The sequence below is a fragment of the Streptomyces bungoensis genome, from assembly GCF_001514215.1.
GTDB lineage: Bacteria > Actinomycetota > Actinomycetes > Streptomycetales > Streptomycetaceae > Streptomyces > Streptomyces bungoensis.
Genome location: NZ_KQ948856.1, coordinates 219,663 through 238,629, shown reverse-complemented (window position 1 = coordinate 238,629; position 18,967 = coordinate 219,663). Strand labels below are relative to the sequence as shown.

19 protein-coding genes and 1 tRNA gene are annotated in these 18,967 nt (G+C 74.3%); 10 read left to right on the top strand and 10 right to left on the bottom strand.

What is annotated here, in order from left to right:
• The first annotated feature begins 99 nt into the window (after positions 1-99).
• Together AQJ66_RS15585 and AQJ66_RS15580 are read left to right on the top strand one after the other, a co-directional pair.
• Entirely contained in the window at positions 100-834 is a 735-nt protein-coding gene (locus AQJ66_RS15585; protein ID WP_061921373.1) for a molybdopterin-dependent oxidoreductase, read from the top strand.
• Complete coding sequence (locus tag AQJ66_RS15580; RefSeq protein ID WP_061921369.1) at positions 818-1,444, top strand: cytochrome b/b6 domain-containing protein; 627 nt, start codon at positions 818-820, stop codon at positions 1,442-1,444. Before AQJ66_RS15585 ends, AQJ66_RS15580 begins: the two co-directional genes overlap by 17 nt.
• Before the next feature lie 179 nt (positions 1,445-1,623).
• Here the strand turns inward: AQJ66_RS15580 and AQJ66_RS15575 are convergent, their stop codons facing one another.
• Genes AQJ66_RS15575 through AQJ66_RS15560 form a run of 4 tightly spaced genes read right to left on the bottom strand, consistent with a single transcriptional unit; the run spans position 1,624 to position 5,390 of the window.
• Positions 1,624-2,649 carry an L-idonate 5-dehydrogenase gene (locus AQJ66_RS15575; RefSeq protein WP_061921366.1) on the bottom strand — a complete coding sequence of 342 codons (1,026 nt, stop codon included), beginning with the start codon at positions 2,647-2,649 and terminating at the stop codon, positions 1,624-1,626.
• 11 nt (positions 2,650-2,660) lie between these two features.
• Positions 2,661-3,422 (bottom strand): SDR family oxidoreductase, encoded by a 762-nt coding sequence (locus tag AQJ66_RS15570; protein ID WP_061921363.1) that lies wholly within the window; start codon positions 3,420-3,422, stop codon positions 2,661-2,663.
• Positions 3,423-3,435: 13 nt separating this feature from the next.
• Positions 3,436-4,833 (bottom strand): GntP family permease, encoded by a 1,398-nt coding sequence (locus tag AQJ66_RS15565; RefSeq protein ID WP_061921360.1) that lies wholly within the window; start codon positions 4,831-4,833, stop codon positions 3,436-3,438.
• A gap of 38 nt (positions 4,834-4,871) precedes the next feature.
• Complete coding sequence (locus AQJ66_RS15560) at positions 4,872-5,390, bottom strand: gluconokinase (RefSeq protein WP_061921357.1); 519 nt, start codon at positions 5,388-5,390, stop codon at positions 4,872-4,874.
• Between the two features lie 140 nt (positions 5,391-5,530).
• Here AQJ66_RS15560 and AQJ66_RS15555 point away from each other — a divergent pair, with 140 nt between their 5' ends.
• Positions 5,531-6,232, top strand: coding sequence for a FadR/GntR family transcriptional regulator (locus tag AQJ66_RS15555; RefSeq protein ID WP_061921354.1), 702 nt, complete (start codon positions 5,531-5,533; stop codon positions 6,230-6,232).
• 30 nt (positions 6,233-6,262) lie between these two features.
• On the opposite strand, the gene AQJ66_RS15550 is transcribed toward AQJ66_RS15555, so the two are convergent.
• Positions 6,263-6,637, bottom strand: a complete 375-nt coding sequence (locus AQJ66_RS15550) for a YchJ family protein (RefSeq protein WP_061921351.1) — start codon at positions 6,635-6,637, stop codon at positions 6,263-6,265.
• A gap of 115 nt (positions 6,638-6,752) precedes the next feature.
• Here AQJ66_RS15550 and AQJ66_RS15545 point away from each other — a divergent pair, with 115 nt between their 5' ends.
• The 3 genes from AQJ66_RS15545 to AQJ66_RS15535 are packed head-to-tail and all read left to right on the top strand — an operon-like array spanning position 6,753 to position 9,505.
• Positions 6,753-7,064 (top strand): dsRBD fold-containing protein, encoded by a 312-nt coding sequence (locus AQJ66_RS15545; protein WP_061921348.1) that lies wholly within the window; start codon positions 6,753-6,755, stop codon positions 7,062-7,064.
• An 11-nt stretch (positions 7,065-7,075) separates the two neighbouring features.
• Complete coding sequence (locus AQJ66_RS15540; RefSeq protein WP_061921345.1) at positions 7,076-8,380, top strand: phosphoribosyltransferase family protein; 1,305 nt, start codon at positions 7,076-7,078, stop codon at positions 8,378-8,380.
• A gap of 9 nt (positions 8,381-8,389) precedes the next feature.
• Positions 8,390-9,505, top strand: coding sequence for a CapA family protein (locus AQJ66_RS15535; RefSeq protein WP_061921342.1), 1,116 nt, complete (start codon positions 8,390-8,392; stop codon positions 9,503-9,505).
• A gap of 6 nt (positions 9,506-9,511) precedes the next feature.
• Here AQJ66_RS15535 and polX read toward each other — a convergent pair whose 3' ends face one another.
• Together polX and AQJ66_RS15525 are read right to left on the bottom strand one after the other, a co-directional pair.
• Complete coding sequence (gene polX / locus AQJ66_RS15530) at positions 9,512-11,230, bottom strand: DNA polymerase/3'-5' exonuclease PolX (RefSeq protein ID WP_061921339.1); 1,719 nt, start codon at positions 11,228-11,230, stop codon at positions 9,512-9,514.
• A gap of 68 nt (positions 11,231-11,298) precedes the next feature.
• Positions 11,299-11,386 (bottom strand) — tRNA-Leu (locus AQJ66_RS15525).
• A 197-nt stretch (positions 11,387-11,583) separates the two neighbouring features.
• On the opposite strand from AQJ66_RS15525, the gene AQJ66_RS15520 reads away from it, so the two are divergent.
• The 3 genes from AQJ66_RS15520 to AQJ66_RS15510 all read left to right on the top strand — a co-directional run bounded on the left by AQJ66_RS15520 (position 11,584) and on the right by AQJ66_RS15510 (position 14,207).
• Positions 11,584-12,909 carry a M20/M25/M40 family metallo-hydrolase gene (locus AQJ66_RS15520; protein ID WP_061921336.1) on the top strand — a complete coding sequence of 442 codons (1,326 nt, stop codon included), beginning with the start codon at positions 11,584-11,586 and terminating at the stop codon, positions 12,907-12,909.
• A 152-nt stretch (positions 12,910-13,061) separates the two neighbouring features.
• The gene (gene chpH, locus AQJ66_RS15515; RefSeq protein ID WP_061921333.1) at positions 13,062-13,295 is read left to right on the top strand and encodes a chaplin ChpH; all 234 of its coding nucleotides are present in this window, start codon (positions 13,062-13,064) and stop codon (positions 13,293-13,295) included.
• Between the two features lie 108 nt (positions 13,296-13,403).
• Positions 13,404-14,207 carry a chaplin gene (locus tag AQJ66_RS15510; RefSeq protein ID WP_061921331.1) on the top strand — a complete coding sequence of 268 codons (804 nt, stop codon included), beginning with the start codon at positions 13,404-13,406 and terminating at the stop codon, positions 14,205-14,207.
• A gap of 74 nt (positions 14,208-14,281) precedes the next feature.
• Here the strand turns inward: AQJ66_RS15510 and AQJ66_RS15505 are convergent, their stop codons facing one another.
• Entirely contained in the window at positions 14,282-14,470 is a 189-nt protein-coding gene (locus AQJ66_RS15505) for a DUF5703 family protein (RefSeq protein ID WP_046732800.1), read from the bottom strand.
• Between the two features lie 47 nt (positions 14,471-14,517).
• On the opposite strand from AQJ66_RS15505, the gene AQJ66_RS15500 reads away from it, so the two are divergent.
• On the top strand, positions 14,518-15,234 hold the full coding sequence (locus AQJ66_RS15500; RefSeq protein WP_061921328.1) for a hypothetical protein: 717 nt from the start codon (positions 14,518-14,520) through the stop codon (positions 15,232-15,234).
• A 58-nt stretch (positions 15,235-15,292) separates the two neighbouring features.
• Here the strand turns inward: AQJ66_RS15500 and AQJ66_RS15495 are convergent, their stop codons facing one another.
• Positions 15,293-17,848 (bottom strand): helix-hairpin-helix domain-containing protein, encoded by a 2,556-nt coding sequence (locus AQJ66_RS15495; RefSeq protein ID WP_061921325.1) that lies wholly within the window; start codon positions 17,846-17,848, stop codon positions 15,293-15,295.
• Entirely contained in the window at positions 17,845-18,828 is a 984-nt protein-coding gene (locus AQJ66_RS15490; RefSeq protein ID WP_061921322.1) for an aldo/keto reductase, read from the bottom strand. Before AQJ66_RS15490 ends, AQJ66_RS15495 begins: the two co-directional genes overlap by 4 nt.
• Between the last annotated feature and the right edge of the window lie 139 nt (positions 18,829-18,967).

Sequence of the window (18,967 nt, the reverse complement as noted above, 5' to 3'; positions counted from 1 at the left end):
CGTACGTACCGGGGTGAGGCGCGTGAGAAGTGATTACGGAATCCTGACCGGTGGGCTCACAGCCTGGCTCCCCGGGGCCCCGAGTGCTCGAATGAAGCTGTGAACCGCGAACCCTCCGAGGAACCCGACGCGCGGGGCAGGCCGGTCGGCCGCCGCGTCTTCCTCGGCACCCTCGGCCTCGGCGCCCTCGGCGTCGCCACCGCCCCCGTGCTGCAACGCGGCCTCGAGGGCTTCCTCGGCAGCATCTCCGGCGACGACCCCACGGGCCTGACCGGCCTTCTGCCCAACGGCGGCGGCTTCCGCTACTACTCCGTCGCCGCCTCCGTCCCGCACCGGGGCCCCGCCGACTACCGGCTCACCGTCGACGGCCTGGTCGACCGCCCGCACACCTACACGCTCGCCGACCTGCGCGCCCTGCCGCAGACCCGGCTGGTCAAGGACGTCCAGTGCGTCACCGGCTGGCGGGTGCCGGGCACCCCGTTCGAGGGCGTACGGCTCTCCGACCTGCTGGACGCGGCGGGCGTGCGGTCCGCCGGCCGGGCGATCCGCTTCACCTGCTTCGACGGCACCTACAGCGAGAGCCTCACCCTCGACCAGGCCCGCCGCCCGGACGTCCTGGTCGCCCTGCGCATGCAGGACAAGGACATCGGCCACGACCACGGCGGCCCGGTCCGCCTCTACGTCGCCCCCATGTACTTCTACAAGTCCGCCAAGTGGCTGTCCGGCATCACCGTGACCGACCGCGTCCGGCCCGGCTACTGGGAGAACCTCGGCTACGACGTCGACGCCTGGGTGGGCCGGTCGAACGGACGCACCGATGAGCCTACGAGCTGAGACCCCGGCGCCGCCGAGCGCCTCCGTCCGGCGCTTCAGCCGGGCCGAGCGGTGGGTGCACCGGGCGACGGCCGCGCTGATGGGCGTGTGCGTGGTGACGGCGGCCTGCCTCTACATCCCCCAGCTCGCGGTGCTCGTCGGCCGCCGGGCCCTGGTCGTCCGCGTCCACGAGCTGGCCGGACTGGCCCTGCCCGTCCCCGTCCTGCTCGGCCTGGCCTCCCGCGCCTTCCGCGCCGACCTGCGCTTCCTCAATCGCTTCGGCCCGCACGACCGGGTCTGGCTGCGCGCCGCGCTCCACCGCGACAAGCGGCCCGCCTCGCGGCCCGCGGGCAAGTTCAACGCCGGCCAGAAGATCTACGCCGCCTGGATCGCCGGCGCCGCCCTGGTCATGCTCGGCACCGGCCTGATGATGTGGTTCACCCACCTCACCCCGCTGATGTGGCGCACCTCGGCCACCTTCGTCCACGACTGGCTGGCCCTGACCATCGGCGTGGTCCTCGCGGGCCACATCGGCATGGCGCTGGGCGACCCGGAGGCGAGACGGGGTCTGCGGACGGGATCGGTGAGCAGGCAGTGGGCCGAGCGGCACCACCGACTGTGGCGCCCCTGACGGCATTTGGCCCCCGCGTGGCCCGCCGTCCCGGGACCGGCGGGCCAGCGCCTCGGGGGGCGCCGACGCGGGGTAGCAGGAACCTATGCTGCCGCCGCCCAAAACGGAAGACCCCATTCCAGCCGACGTCCGCGGGGGCCCGCGCGCACCCGCCGACCGGGTTCGCGGACCGGTGTTCCTCAGCCGTCGAAGTCCAGCAGCACCTTGCAGGACCGCGCCCGGTCCGCCGCCAGCGCGAACGCGGCCCCGGCCTCCCGCACCGGCACGACCGCGCTGATCAGCCCGTCGAACTCCCCGCGGGCCGCCAGCAGCCGGAGCGCCTCGTCGAACTCGGTGTCGAAGCGGAACGCCCCGCGCAGCTCGATCTCCCGGCTCACCAGCAGGTTCCCGGCGAAGGGGCTCGAACCCGGCGGCAGCATCCCGAGCTGCACGACCACGCCCCCGCGCCGCACGAGCCGCAGGCAGGTGTTCAGACCGGCCGCGGCACCGGACGCCTCCACGGCCACGTCCACCTCCGGCGGCCAGCCGGCATCATCCGGGTCGCCGGCCCGGACCAGCGTGTCCGCCCCGGCGACGGCCGCGTACCCGAGCGCCTCGGGCAGCAGGTCGGTCACGGTGATCCGCGCCGCGCCCGCCGCCCGGGCCGCCGCGACGACCAGGCACCCGATCGGCCCGGCCCCGGTCACCAGCACGTGCCGCCCGGCCACGTCCCCGGCCCGCCGCACCGCGTGCAGCGCGACCGACAGCGGTTCGGCGAGGGCGGCCCGGCGCAGCCCCAGACCGGCCGGGAGCGGCCTCAGCTGCTCCACCGGGACGGCGATCCGGGCCGCGAAGGCGCCCTGGACGTGCGGGAAGCGGGCCGCGCTGCCCAGGTAGCGGGTGTCCCGGCAGACGTTGCGCCGGCCCTGCGCGCACTCCGGGCAGACGCCGCACGGGGTCGCCGGGTGCACCGCCACCGGCGTACCGGGGGCCGGACCGGTGGCCCCGGCGCCGAGGGAGACGACCGTGCCGACCGCCTCGTGCCCGAGCACCATCGGCTCCCGCAGGCGGAAGTCGCCGACCCCTCCGTGCCGCCAGTAGTGCAGGTCGGAGCCGCACACGCCGCCGTGGCGCACGGCCACCACCGCCTGCCCGGGACCCGGCTCGGGCTCCGGGAGCTCCTCCACCCGGAGGTCTCCCCGGCCGTGGATCACACAACCGAGCATCACCGGCCTCCTCACAGCACACTCATCATGCCGCCGTCGACGTACAGCACCTGTCCGCCGACGAAGTCCGCGGCCGGCGAGGCGAGGAACAGCAGCCCGCCGACCAGGTCGCCGGTGCGGCCCCAGCGGCCGGCCGGGGTACGCCGCCGCACCCAGCCGCTGAACTCCTCGTCCTCGACGAGCGGCCGGGTCAGCTCCGTCTCGATGTAGCCCGGCCCGAGGCCGTTGACCTGGACGCCGTACGGGCCCCAGTCCGCGCACATGCCCTTGGTGAGCATCTTCAGCGCGCCCTTGGTCGCCGCGTACGGCGCGATGCCCGGGCGGACCACCTCGCTCTGCAGCGAGCAGATGTTGACGATCTTGCCGTGGCCGCGCCGTGTCATCCGCCGGGCGGCCTCCCGGCCGACCAGGAACGCGCTGGTGAGGTTGGTGTCCAGGACGCGGTGCCAGTCGGAGTCGGTGAACTCCAGGAGTGGGGCGCGCAGTTGCATGCCCGCGTTGTTGACGAGGATGTCGAGCGGGCCCACCCGCTCCTCGACGTCCGCGATGCCGGCGGCCACGGAGGCGCCGTCGGTCACGTCGAACACAGCCGTGCGCACGTCACCGGGCAGCCCCGCGGCCGCCTCGGCCAGCCGGCCGCCGTCGCGCCCGTTGAGGACCACCGTGCAGCCGGCCTCCGCAAGGCCCCGGGCCAGCGCGAGGCCGATGCCCCGGCTGGAGCCGGTGACCAGGGCCGTACGGCCGCCGATGTCGAAGAGGGGGTGAGCCGTCATCGCCGCGGCGCTCCTAGATGATCAGGGACAGCAGCAGGACCAGGCCGCCGGCGACCACCGAGATGATGGTCTCCATCACCGACCAGGTCTTGACGGTCTGCCCGACGCTCAGCCCGAAGTACTCCTTCACCAGCCAGAAGCCGGCGTCGTTGACGTGGCTGAAGAAGAGCGAGCCGGCGCCGATCGCGAGGACCAGCAGGGCGGCGTGGGTGGTGGACATGTCGGCCGCGAGCGGCGCGACCAGACCGGCCGCCGAGACCGTCGCCACCGTCGCCGAGCCGGTGGCCAGCCGGATCACGACCGCGATCAGCCAGCCCAGCAGCAGCGCCGGGATCGACCAGTCCTTGGAGACGTCCAGGATCATCTGGCCCACACCGCAGTCGATCAGCGTCTGCTTGAAGCCGCCGCCGGCGCCGACGATCAGCAGGATGCCCGCGATGGGCATCAGGCCCTTCTCGACCGTCTGCTGGATGCGGTCCTTGCTGAAGCCGGCGGGCCGGCCGAGCGTGAAGATGCCGACGATCACGGCGGCGAGCAGGGCGATCAGCGGGGAACCGATGACGTCGAAGACCCGCTGGGTCCGGTTCGCGGGGTCGTCGACGGCGATGTCCACCAGCGCCTTGGCCAGCATGAGCACCACCGGCAGCAGCACGGTGGCGAGCGTCGCGCCGAAGCCCGGACGGCGCTCCAGCTCCTCCGAGGGGCGCTGCGGCAGCATCCGGTCGGGGGCGGGCACGTCCACCCAGCGGGCGGCGACCTTCGAGAACAGCGGACCGGCGATGACCACCGTCGGTATCGCGACGAGGATGCCCAGCGCCAGCGTCACGCCCAGGTTGGCCTTGACCGCGTCGATCGCCACCAGCGGGCCGGGGTGCGGCGGGATCAGGCCGTGCATGACCGACAGGCCGGCCAGCGCCGGGATGCCGATGCGCATCAGCGAGTAGTTGCCGCGCTTGGCGACCATCAGCACGACCGGGATCAGCAGCACGATGCCGACCTCGAAGAACAGCGGCAGACCGATCACGGAGGCGATGAGCACCATCGCCCACGGCATCGCCCGCCCGCCGGCCTTGGCGAGGATCGTGTCGACGATCTGGTCGGCGCCGCCGGAGTCGGCGAGGAGCTTGCCCAGGATCGCCCCGAGCGCGATCAGGACGCCCACGCCGGCCACGGTGCTGCCGAGCCCGGTGGTGAAGCTGACGATGGTCTTGTCGAGCGGTGCCCCGGCGACCGCTCCGAGCGCGAGCGAGCCGATGGTCAGGGACAGGAAGGCGTGGAGCTTGAACTGGGTGATGAGCAGGACGATCACGGCGATGCCCACCAGGACGGCGATGCCCAGCTGGGCGTGTCCGGCGGAGGTGATCGGCGGAGGCGCGTCCGCTGCCAGCATCTCGACGCTGAGTCTGGTCACGGGTTTCCCTTGCAGGTACGGGGGACGGGGGTGTGGTGTTACGGGGTGACGGCGGGAAGCTTGTCGAGTGCCTGCACGGCGCGCTCGGTGATCTCCTCCGGGGAGCCGGCGACGTCCACGGCGACCCCGCGCTCGTCCGGCCCGAGCGGCTGCAGCGTCGCGAACTGGGAGTCCAGCAGCGCGGTCGGCATGAAGTGACCCTGCCGGTGGGACATCCGGTCCTCGATCAGCTTCCGGTCTCCCGTGAGGTGCACGAACACGATCCCGGGAGCCGCCGCCCTGAGCCGGTCGCGGTACGACCGCTTCAGCGCCGAGCTGCTGACCACCCCGCCGAGCCCGGCCCGCCCGTGCGCCCAGTGGCCGATGGCGTCCAGCCACGGCCACCGGTCCGCGTCCTCGAGCGGGACCCCGGCCGTCATCTTGTCGATGTTGGCCTGCGGGTGGAAGTCGTCGCCCTCGGCGTACGGGACGCCCAGCCGGGCGGCGAGCAACGGACCGATCGTGGTCTTGCCCGTCCCGGCGACGCCCATCACGACGACGACCTGAGGGGTGCGCATGCCTGCCTCGCTGTCTTCCTCGACATCCGACGCCACATCGGCGTCGCCACACTGAAACCCATTAGGTACGACAAATTCAAGAGTCTGTGACGTATAAGTCTGACTTTTTGAGAGGGTGATCCACGCCGTACGCTGAGTGCATGACCACACCGGGCCGGGGGCTGCACGGCCGCGTACTCGACACCCTCGGCCCCGCGATCACTGCGGGCGAGTACCCGCCGGGCAGCGTCCTGCGGACCGACGAGCTCGCACAGGGCTTCGAGGTGTCACGCTCCGTGATGCGGGAGGCCGTCCGCGTCCTGGAGTCCATGCACCTGGTCGCCTCCCGCCGCCGGGTGGGCGTCACCGTCCGCCCCAAGTGCGAGTGGAACGTCTACGACCCGCAGGTCATCCGCTGGCGGCTGGCCGGCGCCGACCGCCCGCACCAGCTGCGCTCCCTGACCGTGCTGCGCTCCGCGATCGAACCCGTGGCGGCCGGCCTCGCCGCCCAGCACGCCACCCCCGAGCAGTGCGCCGAACTCACGGAGTGCGCGCTCGGCATGGTCGCCAACTCCCGCGGCCACCGGCTGGAGGAGTACCTGGTCCACGACATCGCCTTCCACCGGGTCGTCCTCACGGCCTCCGGCAACGAGATGTTCGCCCGCCTCGGCGACGTCGTCGCCGAGGTGCTGGCCGGCCGCACCCACCACGAGGTGATGTTCGAGGACCCCGACCCGGCCGCCGTCACCCTGCACGTGCAGGTCGCCGAGGCGGTACGGGAGGGCGACGGGGCCCGCGCCGAGAAGCTCACCCGGGAGATCACCGTCGGCGCCCTGGAGGAACTGGACATCCTGGCCCCGTGACGGGCCCGGCCGGGACCGGCGCCGGCGGGACTACTCCGGGAAGTCCCCGTCGACGTACACCCACGCCCCGGCCACCCGCTCGAACCGGCTCCGCTCGTGCAGCGAACCGCCCCGGTAGGAGGCGCGGAACGTCACCGTGCCCGTGCCGTGGAACGCGGAGCCGCCGGTGGCGTCCAGGATCTCCAGGCCGGTCCACCGCATCCGGGGGTCCAGGTCCAGCCGCTCCGGCCGGGTCCGGGGATGCCAGGTGCGCAGCAGGTAGCCCGTGTCCCCCTTGACGAACGCGCTGTAGCGCGAGCGCATCAGGGCCTCCGCGGTCGGCGCGGCCGCCGCACCCGCGTGGTAGCGGCCGCAGCAGGCGTCGTAGGACTCGGTACGGCCGCACGGACAGGAACGCGGGGTCATGGCCCCATTCTGCCCCGCGATCCGGGAAGCGCCGGACGCGGTCGCGGTGCACAGTGGAAGGGGTGACGCACCGGCGCGTCCCGCGGCCTCGCGCAACGGTGAGGAGGGACGGACGATGACCCGACCCATGAGCGGCCGGCCGCCGTCGGTCAAGGAGTGGCGGCTCGAGCTCTACCTGTCCGAACACGACCCGGACACCACGGCCCGGATCGTCCTGGACACCGGCGACAACATTCTGGAGAGCCGCGCGGAGGCCCGCCGGAACCCCTACGACATGGCGGTGCCGGAGATCGGTGACGAACTGGCCGCCGGACGCGCCCTGATCGCCATGGGCCGGCTGCTGCTGCGCGCGGCCAACGGCGACATGAAGGCGCTCGGCGCGACCGAGACGGAGACGCCCGCGCCGCTGTGGCAGCCCGCGGAGTGAGGTGGTCCGCCATGCCCTTCAGGGACCGGACCGACGCGGGACGGCGGCTCGCCGCCCGGCTCGCCCACCTCAGGGACCAGCACCCGGTCGTCCTCGGCCTGCCCCGAGGCGGCGTCCCGGTCGCCGCGCTGGTCGCCGAGGCCCTCGACGCCCCGCTGGACGTCTGCCTGGTCCGCAAGCTGGGCGTGCCCTACCAGCCGGAACTCGGGATGGGCGCGATCGGCGAGGACGGCGTACGCGTCGTCAACGAGGACGTGCTGCGCGCCACCGGGGTGAGCACGGCGGACCTGGCCCGGGTCGAGGACCACGAACGCGCGGTCCTCGCGCAGCGGGCCGCACGGTACCGGGGCGAGCGCCACCCCGTCCCGGTCGCCGGACGGACCGTCGTGGTCGTCGACGACGGCATCGCCACCGGCTCCACCGCACGGGCGGCCTGCCGCGTCGCCCGCGCGCGCGGCGCGGCCCGCATCGTGCTGGCCGTACCCGTCGCACCCCGCTCCTTCGCCGGCCGGCTGGGCGACGACGCCGACGACGTCGTCTGCCTGGAGACCCCCCGGGACTTCTTCGCCATCGGCCAGTTCTACGGCGACTTCACCCAGGTCGACGACGAGGAGGTCACCGCCTGCCTGCGGCACGCGGCCGACCGCCGCCACCGCCCCGCCGCCGGCGGCTGCGAGGACCGGGAGGTGGAGATCCCGGCCGGCGCCGTGTGGCTGCGCGGGCGGCTCACGCTGCCCGAGGGCGCCACCGGCGTCGTCGCCTTCGTCCACGGCAGCGGCAGCAGCCGGCACAGCCCCCGCAACCGGTTCGTCGCCACCGGCCTGAACCGGGCCGGACTCGGCACCCTGCTGTTCGACCTGCTCACCGAGGACGAGGAACGCGACCGGGCCAACGTCTTCGACATCGGCCTGCTGGCCGGCCGGCTGGGCGGCGTCACCGGGTGGCTGCGCGAGCAGCCCGGCACCGCGGGGCTCGCCCTCGGCTACTTCGGCGCCAGTACCGGCGCGGCCGCCGCCCTGTGGGCCGCCGCCGAACCCGGCACCCGTCCCGCCGCGGTCGTCTCCCGCGGCGGCCGGCCCGACCTCGCCGGGCCCCGGCTGCCCGAGGTGACGGCGCCCACCCTGCTCGTCGTGGGCGGCGCGGACCGGCTGGTCCTCGACCTCAACCGGCAGGCACAGGCGCGCCTGCGCTGCGAGAACCGGCTCGAGGTCGTCCCCGGCGCCACCCACCTTTTCGAGGAGCCCGGCACGCTGGAGCGGGTGACCGAACTGGCCCGCGACTGGTTCACCGACCACATGGCGCCCGCGCACGTGTAGGCGGGGACCATGGACGCCCGGACCGTCACCCTGTTCCTGGCCGGCGACGTCATGCTCGGCCGGGGCGTCGACCAGATCCTCCCGCACCCCGGCGACCCGGCCCTGCGCGAGGACTACCTGCGCGACGCCCGCGGCTACGTCGCCCTCGCCGAGGCGGCCAACGGCCCGATACCCCGGCCGGTGGACCACACCTGGCCGTGGGGCGAGGCGCTGGCGGTCCTCGACCGCGCCGCACCCGCCGTACGGGTGATCAACCTGGAGACCGCCGTCACCCAGGACGGCGACTTCGCCCCCGGCAAGGGCGTCCACTACCGCATGCACCCGGCCAACCTGCCCTGCCTCACCGCCGCCCGCCCCGACGTCTGCACCCTCGCCAACAACCACGTCCTCGACTTCGGGCCCCTCGGCCTGACCGAGACGCTCGACTCCCTCGCCGCCGCCGGACTGCGCACGGCCGGCGCCGGCCGGGACGCGACGGCGGCCTGGCGGCCCGCGACCGTCCCCGCACCCGGCGGCGGGCGCGTCCTCGTCTTCTCCTTCGGCCTGCCCACCAGCGGCATCCCGCACAGCTGGGCCGCCACACCGGAACGGGCCGGCCTCGCCCTGGTCGACGCGCCCACCGCGGGCGCCGCCGCCCTCTTCGCCGACCGCGTCCGCCAGACAGCACGGCCCGGCGACCTCGTCGTCGCCTCCGTCCACTGGGGCCCCAACTGGGGCTACCCCGCCTCCCGCACCGAGATCCGCTTCGCCCACGCCCTCCTCGACGCCGGCGCGGACATCGTCCACGGCCACTCCTCCCACCACCCGCGCCCGGCGGAGGTCCACCACGGAAAACTCGTCCTCTACGGCTGCGGCGACCTCGTGAACGACTACGAGGGCATCGGCGGCCACGAGCACTACCGCGACGACCTGCGCCTGCTCCACCTGGCCTCCGTCGAGACCGGCACCGGGCGCCTGGCGGGCCTGCGCATGGTGCCCCTGCGGGCCCGGCGCATGCGCCTGGAGCACGCCACCGCCGAGGACGCCGCCTGGCTGTGCGGCGTCCTGGACCGGTACGGCCGGCCGCTCGGCACCCGGACCGGGCAGGAGCCCGACGGCACGCTCACCCTCCGGCCCCCGGACTGAGCCGGCTCACCCCCCGCGCAGGAACCGGCGCAGCCGGCTCAGCGGCCAGGCGTTGATCACGTCCTCCCGGGTCAGCCAGCCCCGCTGGGCGGTGCCCACGCCGTAGCGCAGATGGGCGAGCTGGCGCACCGAGTGGGCGTCGGTGTTCACCGCGAACCGCACACCGTGGTCCCGGGCCCGCAGGATGTCCTCGTCGCACAGGTCCAGCCGGTCGGGCTGCGCGTTGACCTCCAGCGCGGTGCCGGTGCGGGCGCACGCGGCGAACACCGCGTCCCAGTCCGCGTCCACCCCCGGCCGCCGGCCGATCAGCCGGGTCGTCGGATGCCCGATGACGTGCACGTACGGGTTCTCGCACGCCCGCACCAGCCGCCGGGTCAGCGCCGCGCGGTCCTGGTCGAAGTGGGAGTGCAGGGAGGCCACGCACAGGTCGAAACCGGCCAGGAAGTCCTCCGGCCAGTCCACGTCCCCCTCGGGGCCGATGTTCAGCTCCGTACCGTGCAGCAGCCGCATCCCGTGGTGCACGCCGTCCAGCTCCCGCAGCCGCTCCCGCTGGGCGAGGATCTTCTCGTCGGTCATCCGCTGCATGTACAGGTCGGGCGCGTGGTCGGTGACCGCGTAGTACGCGTACCCCCGCGCCGCCGCGGCCTCCACCATCTGCTCCAGCGGCGCGAGACCGTCGGTCAGGTCCGTGTGGGTGTGCAGGTCACCCCGGATGTCCCGCTCGGTCACCACCTCCGGCAGCTCACCGCGCAGCGCCGCCTCGATCTCCCCCCGGTCCTCCCGCAGCGTCGGCGGGATCCACGGCAGCCCGAGCCGCGCGTACACCTCCTCCTCCGTCCGCGAGGCCAGCGACCGGCCGCTCCCGGCGTCGAACAGCCCGTACTCGGACAGCTTCAGCCCCTGGTGCACGGCGATGGTGCGGGTGCGGATGTTGTGCGCCTTGGACCCGGTGAAGTACTGCAGGCCGGCGCCCCACGAGGCCGGAGGCAGCACCCGCAGGTCCACCTGGAGGCCCCCGGCGGTGCGCACCGACGTCTTCTTCGTGCCCCGCGCCACCACCTCGGCGGTCGCGGGCAGGTCGCACAGCGCCGCCATGAACGGCGCCGAACGCTCCGCCGCGACCAGCACGTCGAGGTCCCCGACCGTCTCCCGCATCCGGCGCAGCGACCCCGCGTAGGCGCAGCGCCGGCAGCCCGTCACCCGCGACAGCTCGCCGACGATCTCCTCGGCGGTCTCCAGCGCCGCCGACAGCGGGATCCGGGAGCCCGCCCGCCGCAGCAGCTCGATGCCGTGCCGGATGTTGTCCTGCGTCTTCTCGCCGAACCCCCTCAGATCGGCCAGCGCGTCCGCCTCGATGGCCGACGCCAGTTCGTCCACCGACGAGACGTGCAGGTCCTCGTAGAGCCGCAGCGCCTTCTTCGGGCCCAGCGTCGGGATCCTGATCAGCTCCCGGACTCCCGCCGGGATCCTCGCCCGGCGCTCCTCCACCAGGGCGATGCGGCCGGTGCGCAGGTACTCCAGCACCTTGTCGGCGATCGACCGGCCCACGTTCGGGATCTCCCGCAGGCCCTCCGCGTCCAGGTGGGAGACGTCCGCCGGATACCCGCCGATGGAACGCGCGGCCTTCTCGTAGGCGCGCGCCCTGAAGGCGTCGCCCCCCGTGATCGCGATGAGGTCGGCGTACTCCCGCAGGAGCGCCTCGACCTCGTCGTTGGGCCGGGCCACCCCTCAAGTCTAGGAAGCGGCGGCCGCCGGGGCACACGAAGAAGGCCCCTGACGGGCAGGGGCCTTGCTGGTGTCCGAGGGGGGACTTGAACCCCCACGCCCGATAAAGGGCACTAGCACCTCAAGCTAGCGCGTCTGCCATTCCGCCACCCGGACAAGGTGTCTGTCGCGCGGGGTTTCCCTCGCGGCGACGAAGGAAACATTACCAGGCTTTCGCGCGGTGGCTGATCACCCCCCGTCCCCGGGAGGCGGCCGGCGTGAACGGCGTGTGACGGGCCGGTCCCGGCCTTGGGCCGGCAGCGGCCCGGGGAGAGGATGAGGAGACCACCAGCCATGACAGCGGGAGGAACCACGTGAGCGAGACGGACACGGCCAGGGGCGTCACCGGCGAGGACGAGGTAGTGGACCTCTGCCGCGAGCTGATCCGGTTCGACACCAGCAACTACGGCGACCACTCCGGCCCCGGCGAACGCCGGGCCGCCGAGTACGTCGCCGGGAAGCTCGCCGAGGTCGGACTGGAACCGCGGATCTTCGAGTCGCACCCGGGACGCGCCTCCACCGTGGCCCGCATCGAGGGCGAGGACCCGTCCCGGCCCGCGCTGCTCATCCACGGCCACCTGGACGTCGTACCGGCCAACGCCGTCGACTGGACCCACGACCCCTTCTCCGGCGAGGTGGCCGACGGGTGCGTGTGGGGGCGCGGGGCCGTCGACATGAAGGACATGGACGCCATGACGCTCGCGGTCGTCCGCGACCGGCTGCGCAGCGGGCGGCGGCCGCCGCGGGACGTCGTCGTCGCGTTCCTCGCCGACGAGGAGGCGGGCGGCACCTACGGCGCCCGGTACCTGGTCGACCACCACCCCGAGCTGTTCGAGGGCGTCACGGAGGCGATCAGCGAGGTCGGCGGGTTCTCCTTCACCGTGAACGAGCAGCGGCGGCTCTACCTGATCCAGACGGCCGAGAAGGGCATGCACTGGATGAAGCTGACCGTGGCCGGCACCGCAGGGCACGGCTCGATGATCCACCGGGACAACGCCATCACCGAGCTGTCCGAGGCCGTCGCCCGGGTCGGCCGGCACACCTTCCCGGTGCGGGTCACCAAGACCACCCGGGCCTTCCTCGACGAGCTGGGCGACGCGCTCGGCATCGAGCTGGACCCGGACGACATGGAGACGACCCTCGCCAAGCTGGGCGGCATCGCCAAGCTCATCGGCGCCACGCTGCGCAACACCGCCAACCCCACCCAGCTGAACGCCGGCTACAAGGTCAACGTCATCCCGGGCGAGGCCACCGCGCACATCGACGGGCGGTTCCTGCCGGGCTACGAGGAGGAGTTCCTCACCGACCTCGACCGGCTGCTCGGACCACACGTGCGGCGCGAGGACGTGCACACGGACAAGGCCGTCGAGACCACCTTCGACGGTGCGCTGGTGGCGGCCATGCAGTCCGCCCTGCTGGCCGAGGACCCGACCGCCAAGGCGATCCCCTACATGCTCTCCGGCGGCACCGACGCCAAGTCCTTCGACGACCTCGGCATCCGCGGCTTCGGCTTCGCCCCGCTGAAGCTGCCGCCGGAGCTGGACTTCGCCGGCATGTTCCACGGCGTGGACGAGCGGGTTCCGGTGGACGGGCTGAAGTTCGGCGTGCGGGTGCTGGACCGGTTCCTCGACGCGTCGTGAGACATCGTGAACGGCCGTACGTAATCGGCCGCCCGTACGAGATCGACTGAGAAGAGTGAATGCGCTCATAAGCTCGTAGCTCCATTACTCCCTCCTCGTTACATCTCATGCGATCAGCAATACGAGATCGCTTTTGCCAACAAGGAGGAATAATGATCAAGAAGGTCGTCGCTGCTGCGGCTGCCACCGGTGGGCTGGTTCTCGCGGGCGCGGGCCTGGCCGTCGCCGACTCCGGTGCCCAGGGTGCCGCCGTGCACTCCCCGGGCATCGTGTCCGGCAACGTCGTCCAGGTGCCCGTTCACGTCCCGGTGAACGTCTGCGGCAACACGGTCTCCGTGATCGGGCTGCTGAACCCCGCCTTCGGCAACACCTGCATCAACAAGTGACGTCGGCTCCTTAGAGGCGTCTTTTCACGCTGTCGGCCTCGGAGCGCCCGCCATGCGCTCCGGGGCCGACGGCTTCTTCACCGGAAAATCGAAGGCAGGGAATTCAGCATGCGACAGGGCACCCGCAAGGGCCTGATGACCATGGCGGCCGCGACCGGCGTGATCGCCGCCGCGAGCGGCTACGCCCACGCCGACGCGGGCGCGACCGGTTCCGCCGCCCACTCGCCCGGAGTGCTCTCCGGCAACACGGTGCAGGCGCCGGTGCACGTGCCGGTGAACGTCTGCGGCAACACCGTCAACGTCATCGGGATCCTCAACCCGGCGGTGGGCAACACGTGCGTCAACCAGGGCGGGGGATCGGGGGCGCCCGGTGGCGGGAGCCACAGCGGCTCCGGCGGCTCGCACGCCGGCGGCTCGCCCGGCGTCGGCTCCGGCAACACCGTTCAGGTGCCGGTGGACGTCCCGGTCAACGTCTGCGGCAACAGCGTCGACGTGGTCGGCCTGGGCAACGCGGCCAAGGGCAACGACTGCGCGAACGGCGGCGGCCACCACACGCAGCCGCCCGGCCAGCCGGGCCAGCCCGGACAGCCGGGGCACCCCGGACATCCGGGCCACCCGGGCCATCCGGGCCACCCGGGCCACCCGGGCCACCCGGGCCACCCGGGCCAGCCCGGACACCCGGGCCAGCCCGGACACCCGGGTCAGCCCGGGACGCCGCAGCACCCCGGCGGCCACACGCCCCACAGCTCCTCCCAGGTGAAGCAGCAGGGCGGCGGCTCGTCCATGTCGCTGAGCGGCGACCAGCTCGCGCACACCGGAAGCGACCTTCCGCTGGGCCTCACGCTGCCGGCGAGCGCCGGAGCGCTGCTGGCCGGCGCGGTGCTCTACCGCAAGGCCCGCGCCTCGGCGTGACACGGCGGACCGGTACGACGGAAGCGGGCCCTGCCGATGCCGGCGGGGCCCGCTTCCGTGTCAGCCGTCCTGACTCACCACGTGGCACGCACCTGGCGGATGATCCGCCGGCGCAACCGCACCCTGCGGCTGCCGTCGCGCATCAGGCTCAGTCGGTCCAACTCCCAGTGTCCGTACTCGGCATGGTCCGTCAGCAGACGCGTCGCCTCCTTGCGGGACACCCCGCGAGGCACGTACACGTCGACAAATTCGTATTCCGGCATCGCATCTATTGTGCGGGCTGGGGCCCGGTACGGATAGCGTCTGCACTATGTCTGATGCTGCGCAGCCCACCGCTGCCGAGGTACGCGCCGCCGCTGAGGCGGTCAAGACCGCGCTCGACCACCACCTGGCGGCCGTCGAACGCAGGTCGGGGGAGGACGACCCGGCCGTGTACGAGGCGTTCAACGCGCTGGCCGCGGCCGCCGAGGCGTACGACGAGCTGCTCTACGACCGCTACGACGAGGTCACGCCCTTCGAGATCCCCGGTGCGGAGGACACGCTGCCGCCGTACGCGGGCCCCGAGGAACCGAACGCGATCAGCGTGCTGATCCGCCGCGACTACGCCGTGGTGCACCCCCAGCGGCTGCTGGCGCAGGCCGCGCGGGTCGTGGCGGCGGAGTACGAGGACGACGGCGGCGCGGACGACGGCGTCGCCGGCACGGTCCCCGGGGCGCTGGGCATCCTGTTCGGCGAGTTCGAACCGGACGAGATCGCCTCCCGGCACAAGGAGTTCGGCCTCGAGGAGGGCGACTCCACGCTCTGGGTCACCGCCGCGGACGAGCCGGCCGACCCCGGCGAGTGGCTGGAGGCGCCCTTCGAGCAGGTGGACGCGCAGCGGGTGGTGTGCCGGTTCGACGTCAGCGCGGTGTTCGACGAGGACGTCTCCGACGACGAGGACGACCTCGACTTCCCCGAGGAGGACGAGGACGCGGCGGAGGGGCACGAGGCGGAGGACGGCGACGAGGTGGAGGTCGTCGAGAGGTGACCCCGGCCGGGGGTGCCGGGCCGGCCGGCCCGGCACCCCCGCGGGCGGGCGGGCCGGGTCAGCCCGCCGCCGGCACCTGCGTGCGCAGCAGCGTCTGCAGACGGGTCGTGCGCGGCTTGGCCAAGACCTCGGCCACCGCCCTCGGCAGCGCCTGCTCCACACCGTGCACCACCGACAGGTGGCGCTCCGCCCGGCCGAACGCCGTGTACACCCACGGTCTGCTGAGCGTCTGCGCGGCGTCGCCCGGCAGGACCACCACCGCGGCGGGCCAGCGACCGCCCACCGCCTGGTGCGCGGTCAGCGCCCAGCCGTGCCGCACCGACTGCTCCACCCGCTCCCGGGGAACGACGACGGGAGCGCCCGCGCACTCCAGATGCAGCCCGTCGGCGCCCGCGCCCGTCACCCGGCCCGGCAGCGTACGGCCCGGGGCGGGGGAGTAGGCGATCCGGTCGCCGGGGTCGAACCCGCCGAAGCGGCCGGGGCCGGGGTTGAGGCGTTCCTTCAGGGCGGCGTTGAGGGCCCGGGTGCCGGCGGCGCCGCCGTGGCCCGGGGTGATCACCACGGTCTGCTCCGGCGGCACGCCGATCGCCCGCGGCACCGAGTCCGCCACCAGCTGCACGGTCCGGTGCACGGCCTCGCCCGCGTCCCGCACCGGCACGATGACGATCTCCTTGCCGGGCGCCTCGACCTGGTTCAGCTCCCCGGCCCCGATCCCGGAGACCAGCTCGCCCAGCGGGCCGGTGTCCGGGGTGCGGGAGGCCACCTGCGGGCAGACCCGGGCCGCGGCCAGGTCGGCGAAGACCCGCCCGGCCCCGGCCGACCACAGCACCGCGGGATCCCCGCTCAGCACCAGCCGGGCGCCGTCCGGCAGCGACTCCGCCAGCATCGCGGCACTCTCCACGTCGAGCTGCGGCGCGTCCAGCACGACCAGCAGATCGAGGTCCAGCGCCCCGTCGGTGTCCCGGCCGGGACCCTCGGCGCCGGAGAGGAGACCGGCCACGGTGGCGACAGGCTCCGGCCCGGATTCACCTCCGGGCAGCAGACGCGCGAAGGCCTCCCGGCCGAGGGGGCTGTGGGTGGCGGCCCAGGCGCGCAGGCCCAGCCCCCGTGCCGCGTCCAGCAACCGCGCCGCCTCGCCTCGGGACGCCTCCGCGCCCGTGTGCAGGACGAGGGCGTGGCCCGCGACCGCGCGGATCAGCTCGGCGGCGGAGCCCCGGGCGGAGCCGGCGGCCGCCTCCCAGCCGGCGGCGGAGCCGTCCTCCTTCGGCACCGAGGTGACCAGCCGGGCCAAACCGTCGGCGAGGCTCTCCTCGGCGAGCGCGTAGCGCTCCAGCCCGACCAGGACGCGGGCCGGACGCTCCGCCTCGCCGTCCTCTTCCTCCTGCGGCGCCGGTGCGCCCGGCTCCTCCAGGGCGTCCTGGAAGGCCAGCGCCTCGCCCTCGGCGAGGGCGCCCTGCACGGCCGCGTCCGCGCCGGGCACGCCCTGCCGGTCCAGGGCCGCCTTGAGGGCGGGCAGCTCCAGCGCGGTGTGCCCGGCCAGCGCCGCCTGCTCCAGCAGCCACACGGTCACCGCGCGGCCGCGCCGCTCGTCGTCCGGGCCGGCCGCCGCGCCGGGCAGCGCCCGCGCGAACGCGTCGGCCTGGTCCGGCCGGACACCGCCGAGCCGCAGCAGCTGCCAGGGGTCCTCCCGGAGCACCGTGCCGGCGCCCTCGCCGAGCGCCGCGGCCGCCTGCGCGGCCAGGCTCTCGGGCGCGCCGCCCTCGGCCAGCACCCGGCGCACGGCCTCGACGGCCTCGGCGCCGGGAGCGGCGGGCGCCGGGCCCGGGGCGGGCGGGGCGGGCTGCGGCCGGCGCACCGGCTCGGGTGCCGGGCGGCGCGGGGCCGGTGCGGGCTCCTCGAAGACCGTCGCGGCCGGCTTCTGGCCGCTCTCCACCGCGCGGACCGCCGCGAGCAGGTCGGCGGCCTTGCCGCTCAGTTTCGTACCGCTCTCGACGGGCCCCTTCTTCGCGGCCTTGCGCTGCTCGATCCGCTCCCGCTCGACCCGCTGAGCCGCCAGCTCGGCCTCCACCTCGGACAGCTGGGACCCACCGTCGCCGCCCCCGGCAGCGACCGCCGCCCCGTCGGCCTCCGCCTCCCCGCCGGTGATCTCGGCGCCCGCGCCACGGTCGCCGGCAAGTCCTCCTGCCGTCGCGTCGCCGCCGCTCGTGGCGCCCTCGGCCGTCTCGCCGCCGGCCGCTCCGGCGTCCGCGCCGCGGTCGTCCGTGGCTCGTTCTGCCGCTCCAGCGCTCCCGCGCGTGGCGTCCCCCGCCGTCCCACCGCCGGCCGTCTCGGCACGCGCGTCACGACCGCCCGCCGCTTCCTCCGCCGGCCGGGCGCCCCCGTCGCCGGAGCCCGCCGCTCCCTGACCCACCGCGGCAGCGTCCGCGGCTCCCTCCGCCCGTGCGTCGCCCTCGCCCCCGGCCGGCTCCGCAGCCCCGCCGGCGGCCGGCTCCGGCTCCCCGGCCGGGCCGGCGCCGGCCGCCCCGGTGCGCCCCGGAGTCTCTCCGGTCCCCGTGTCCGGGGAGTCCGGCGTCCCCGGACCGGCTTCCTCCGTGGTCTCCGGCTCCGTGCTCACAGCGTGCTCCAGTCGTGATCGGGATAGCGGTGCACGGGCGCCGACACGTCGTCCAGCGCCCGGCAGATCTCGTCAGGAAGACTAAGGGTCTCCACTGACAATGCCGCCGTGAGCTGCTGTGCGTTGCGGGCGCCGACGATCGGTGCGGCCACGCCGGGCCGGTCCCGCACCCAGGCGAGGGCCACCTGCAGCGGGGTCACCGCGAGCCCGTCGGCGGCCGTCGTCACCGCGTCGACGATGCGGCTCGCGGTGTCGTCCAGATAGGGCTCGACGAACGGCGCCAGGTGCTCGGAGGCACCGCGCGAGTCCGGGGGAGTGGTGTGCCGGTACTTGCCGGTGAGCACGCCCCGGCCCAGCGGCGAGGAGGGCAGCAGCCCGACGCCCAGGTCGATCGCGGCGGGCAGCACCTCCCGCTCGACACCCCGCTGGAGCAGCGAGTACTCCATCTGGGTGCTGGCGATCCGGGTGCGCAGGCCAGGGGCCGCCAGCTGCCAGGTGGCCGCCTTGGCGAGCTGCCAGCCGCAGAAGTCGGCGACCCCCGCGTACCGGGCGCGGCCGCTGCTCACGGCCAGGTCCAGGGCGTGGAGGGTCTCCTCCAGCGGGGTCTCGGGGTCGTAGACGTGGAGCTGCCACAGGTCGACGTGGTCCGTGCCCAGCCGGGCCAGCGAGGCGTCCAGGGCGGCGAGCAGGTGCCCGCGGGAGCCGTCGAAGCGGCGGTCCGGGTCGGGCACGCTGCCCGCCTTGGTGGAGATCACCAGGTCGCGGCGCGGGACGAGCCCGTCCATGAGCTGTCCGAGCAGGTATTCGGCCTCGCCGTCGCCGTACACGTCCGCGGTGTCGACGAGGGTGCCCCCGGCCTCCCAGAACGCCTTCAGCATGTCCGCGGCGTCGTGCTCGTCGGTGTCCCGGCCCCAGGTGAGGGTGCCGAGCCCGATCCGGGACACGCGCAGGCCGGTACGGCCGAGATGCCTCTGCTCCATGTGCGGGAGATTACTGGCCAGAGCCGGTGCGGTGGGTTGCCTGTGGACAACTCGCTCCGCCGCAGCGCAGCGCCCCGTTCGGGGCCCGGATCGCGGCACGCCCTGCCCCTCGGCCCCGCCCCCGCGCTAAGGTCTGCGC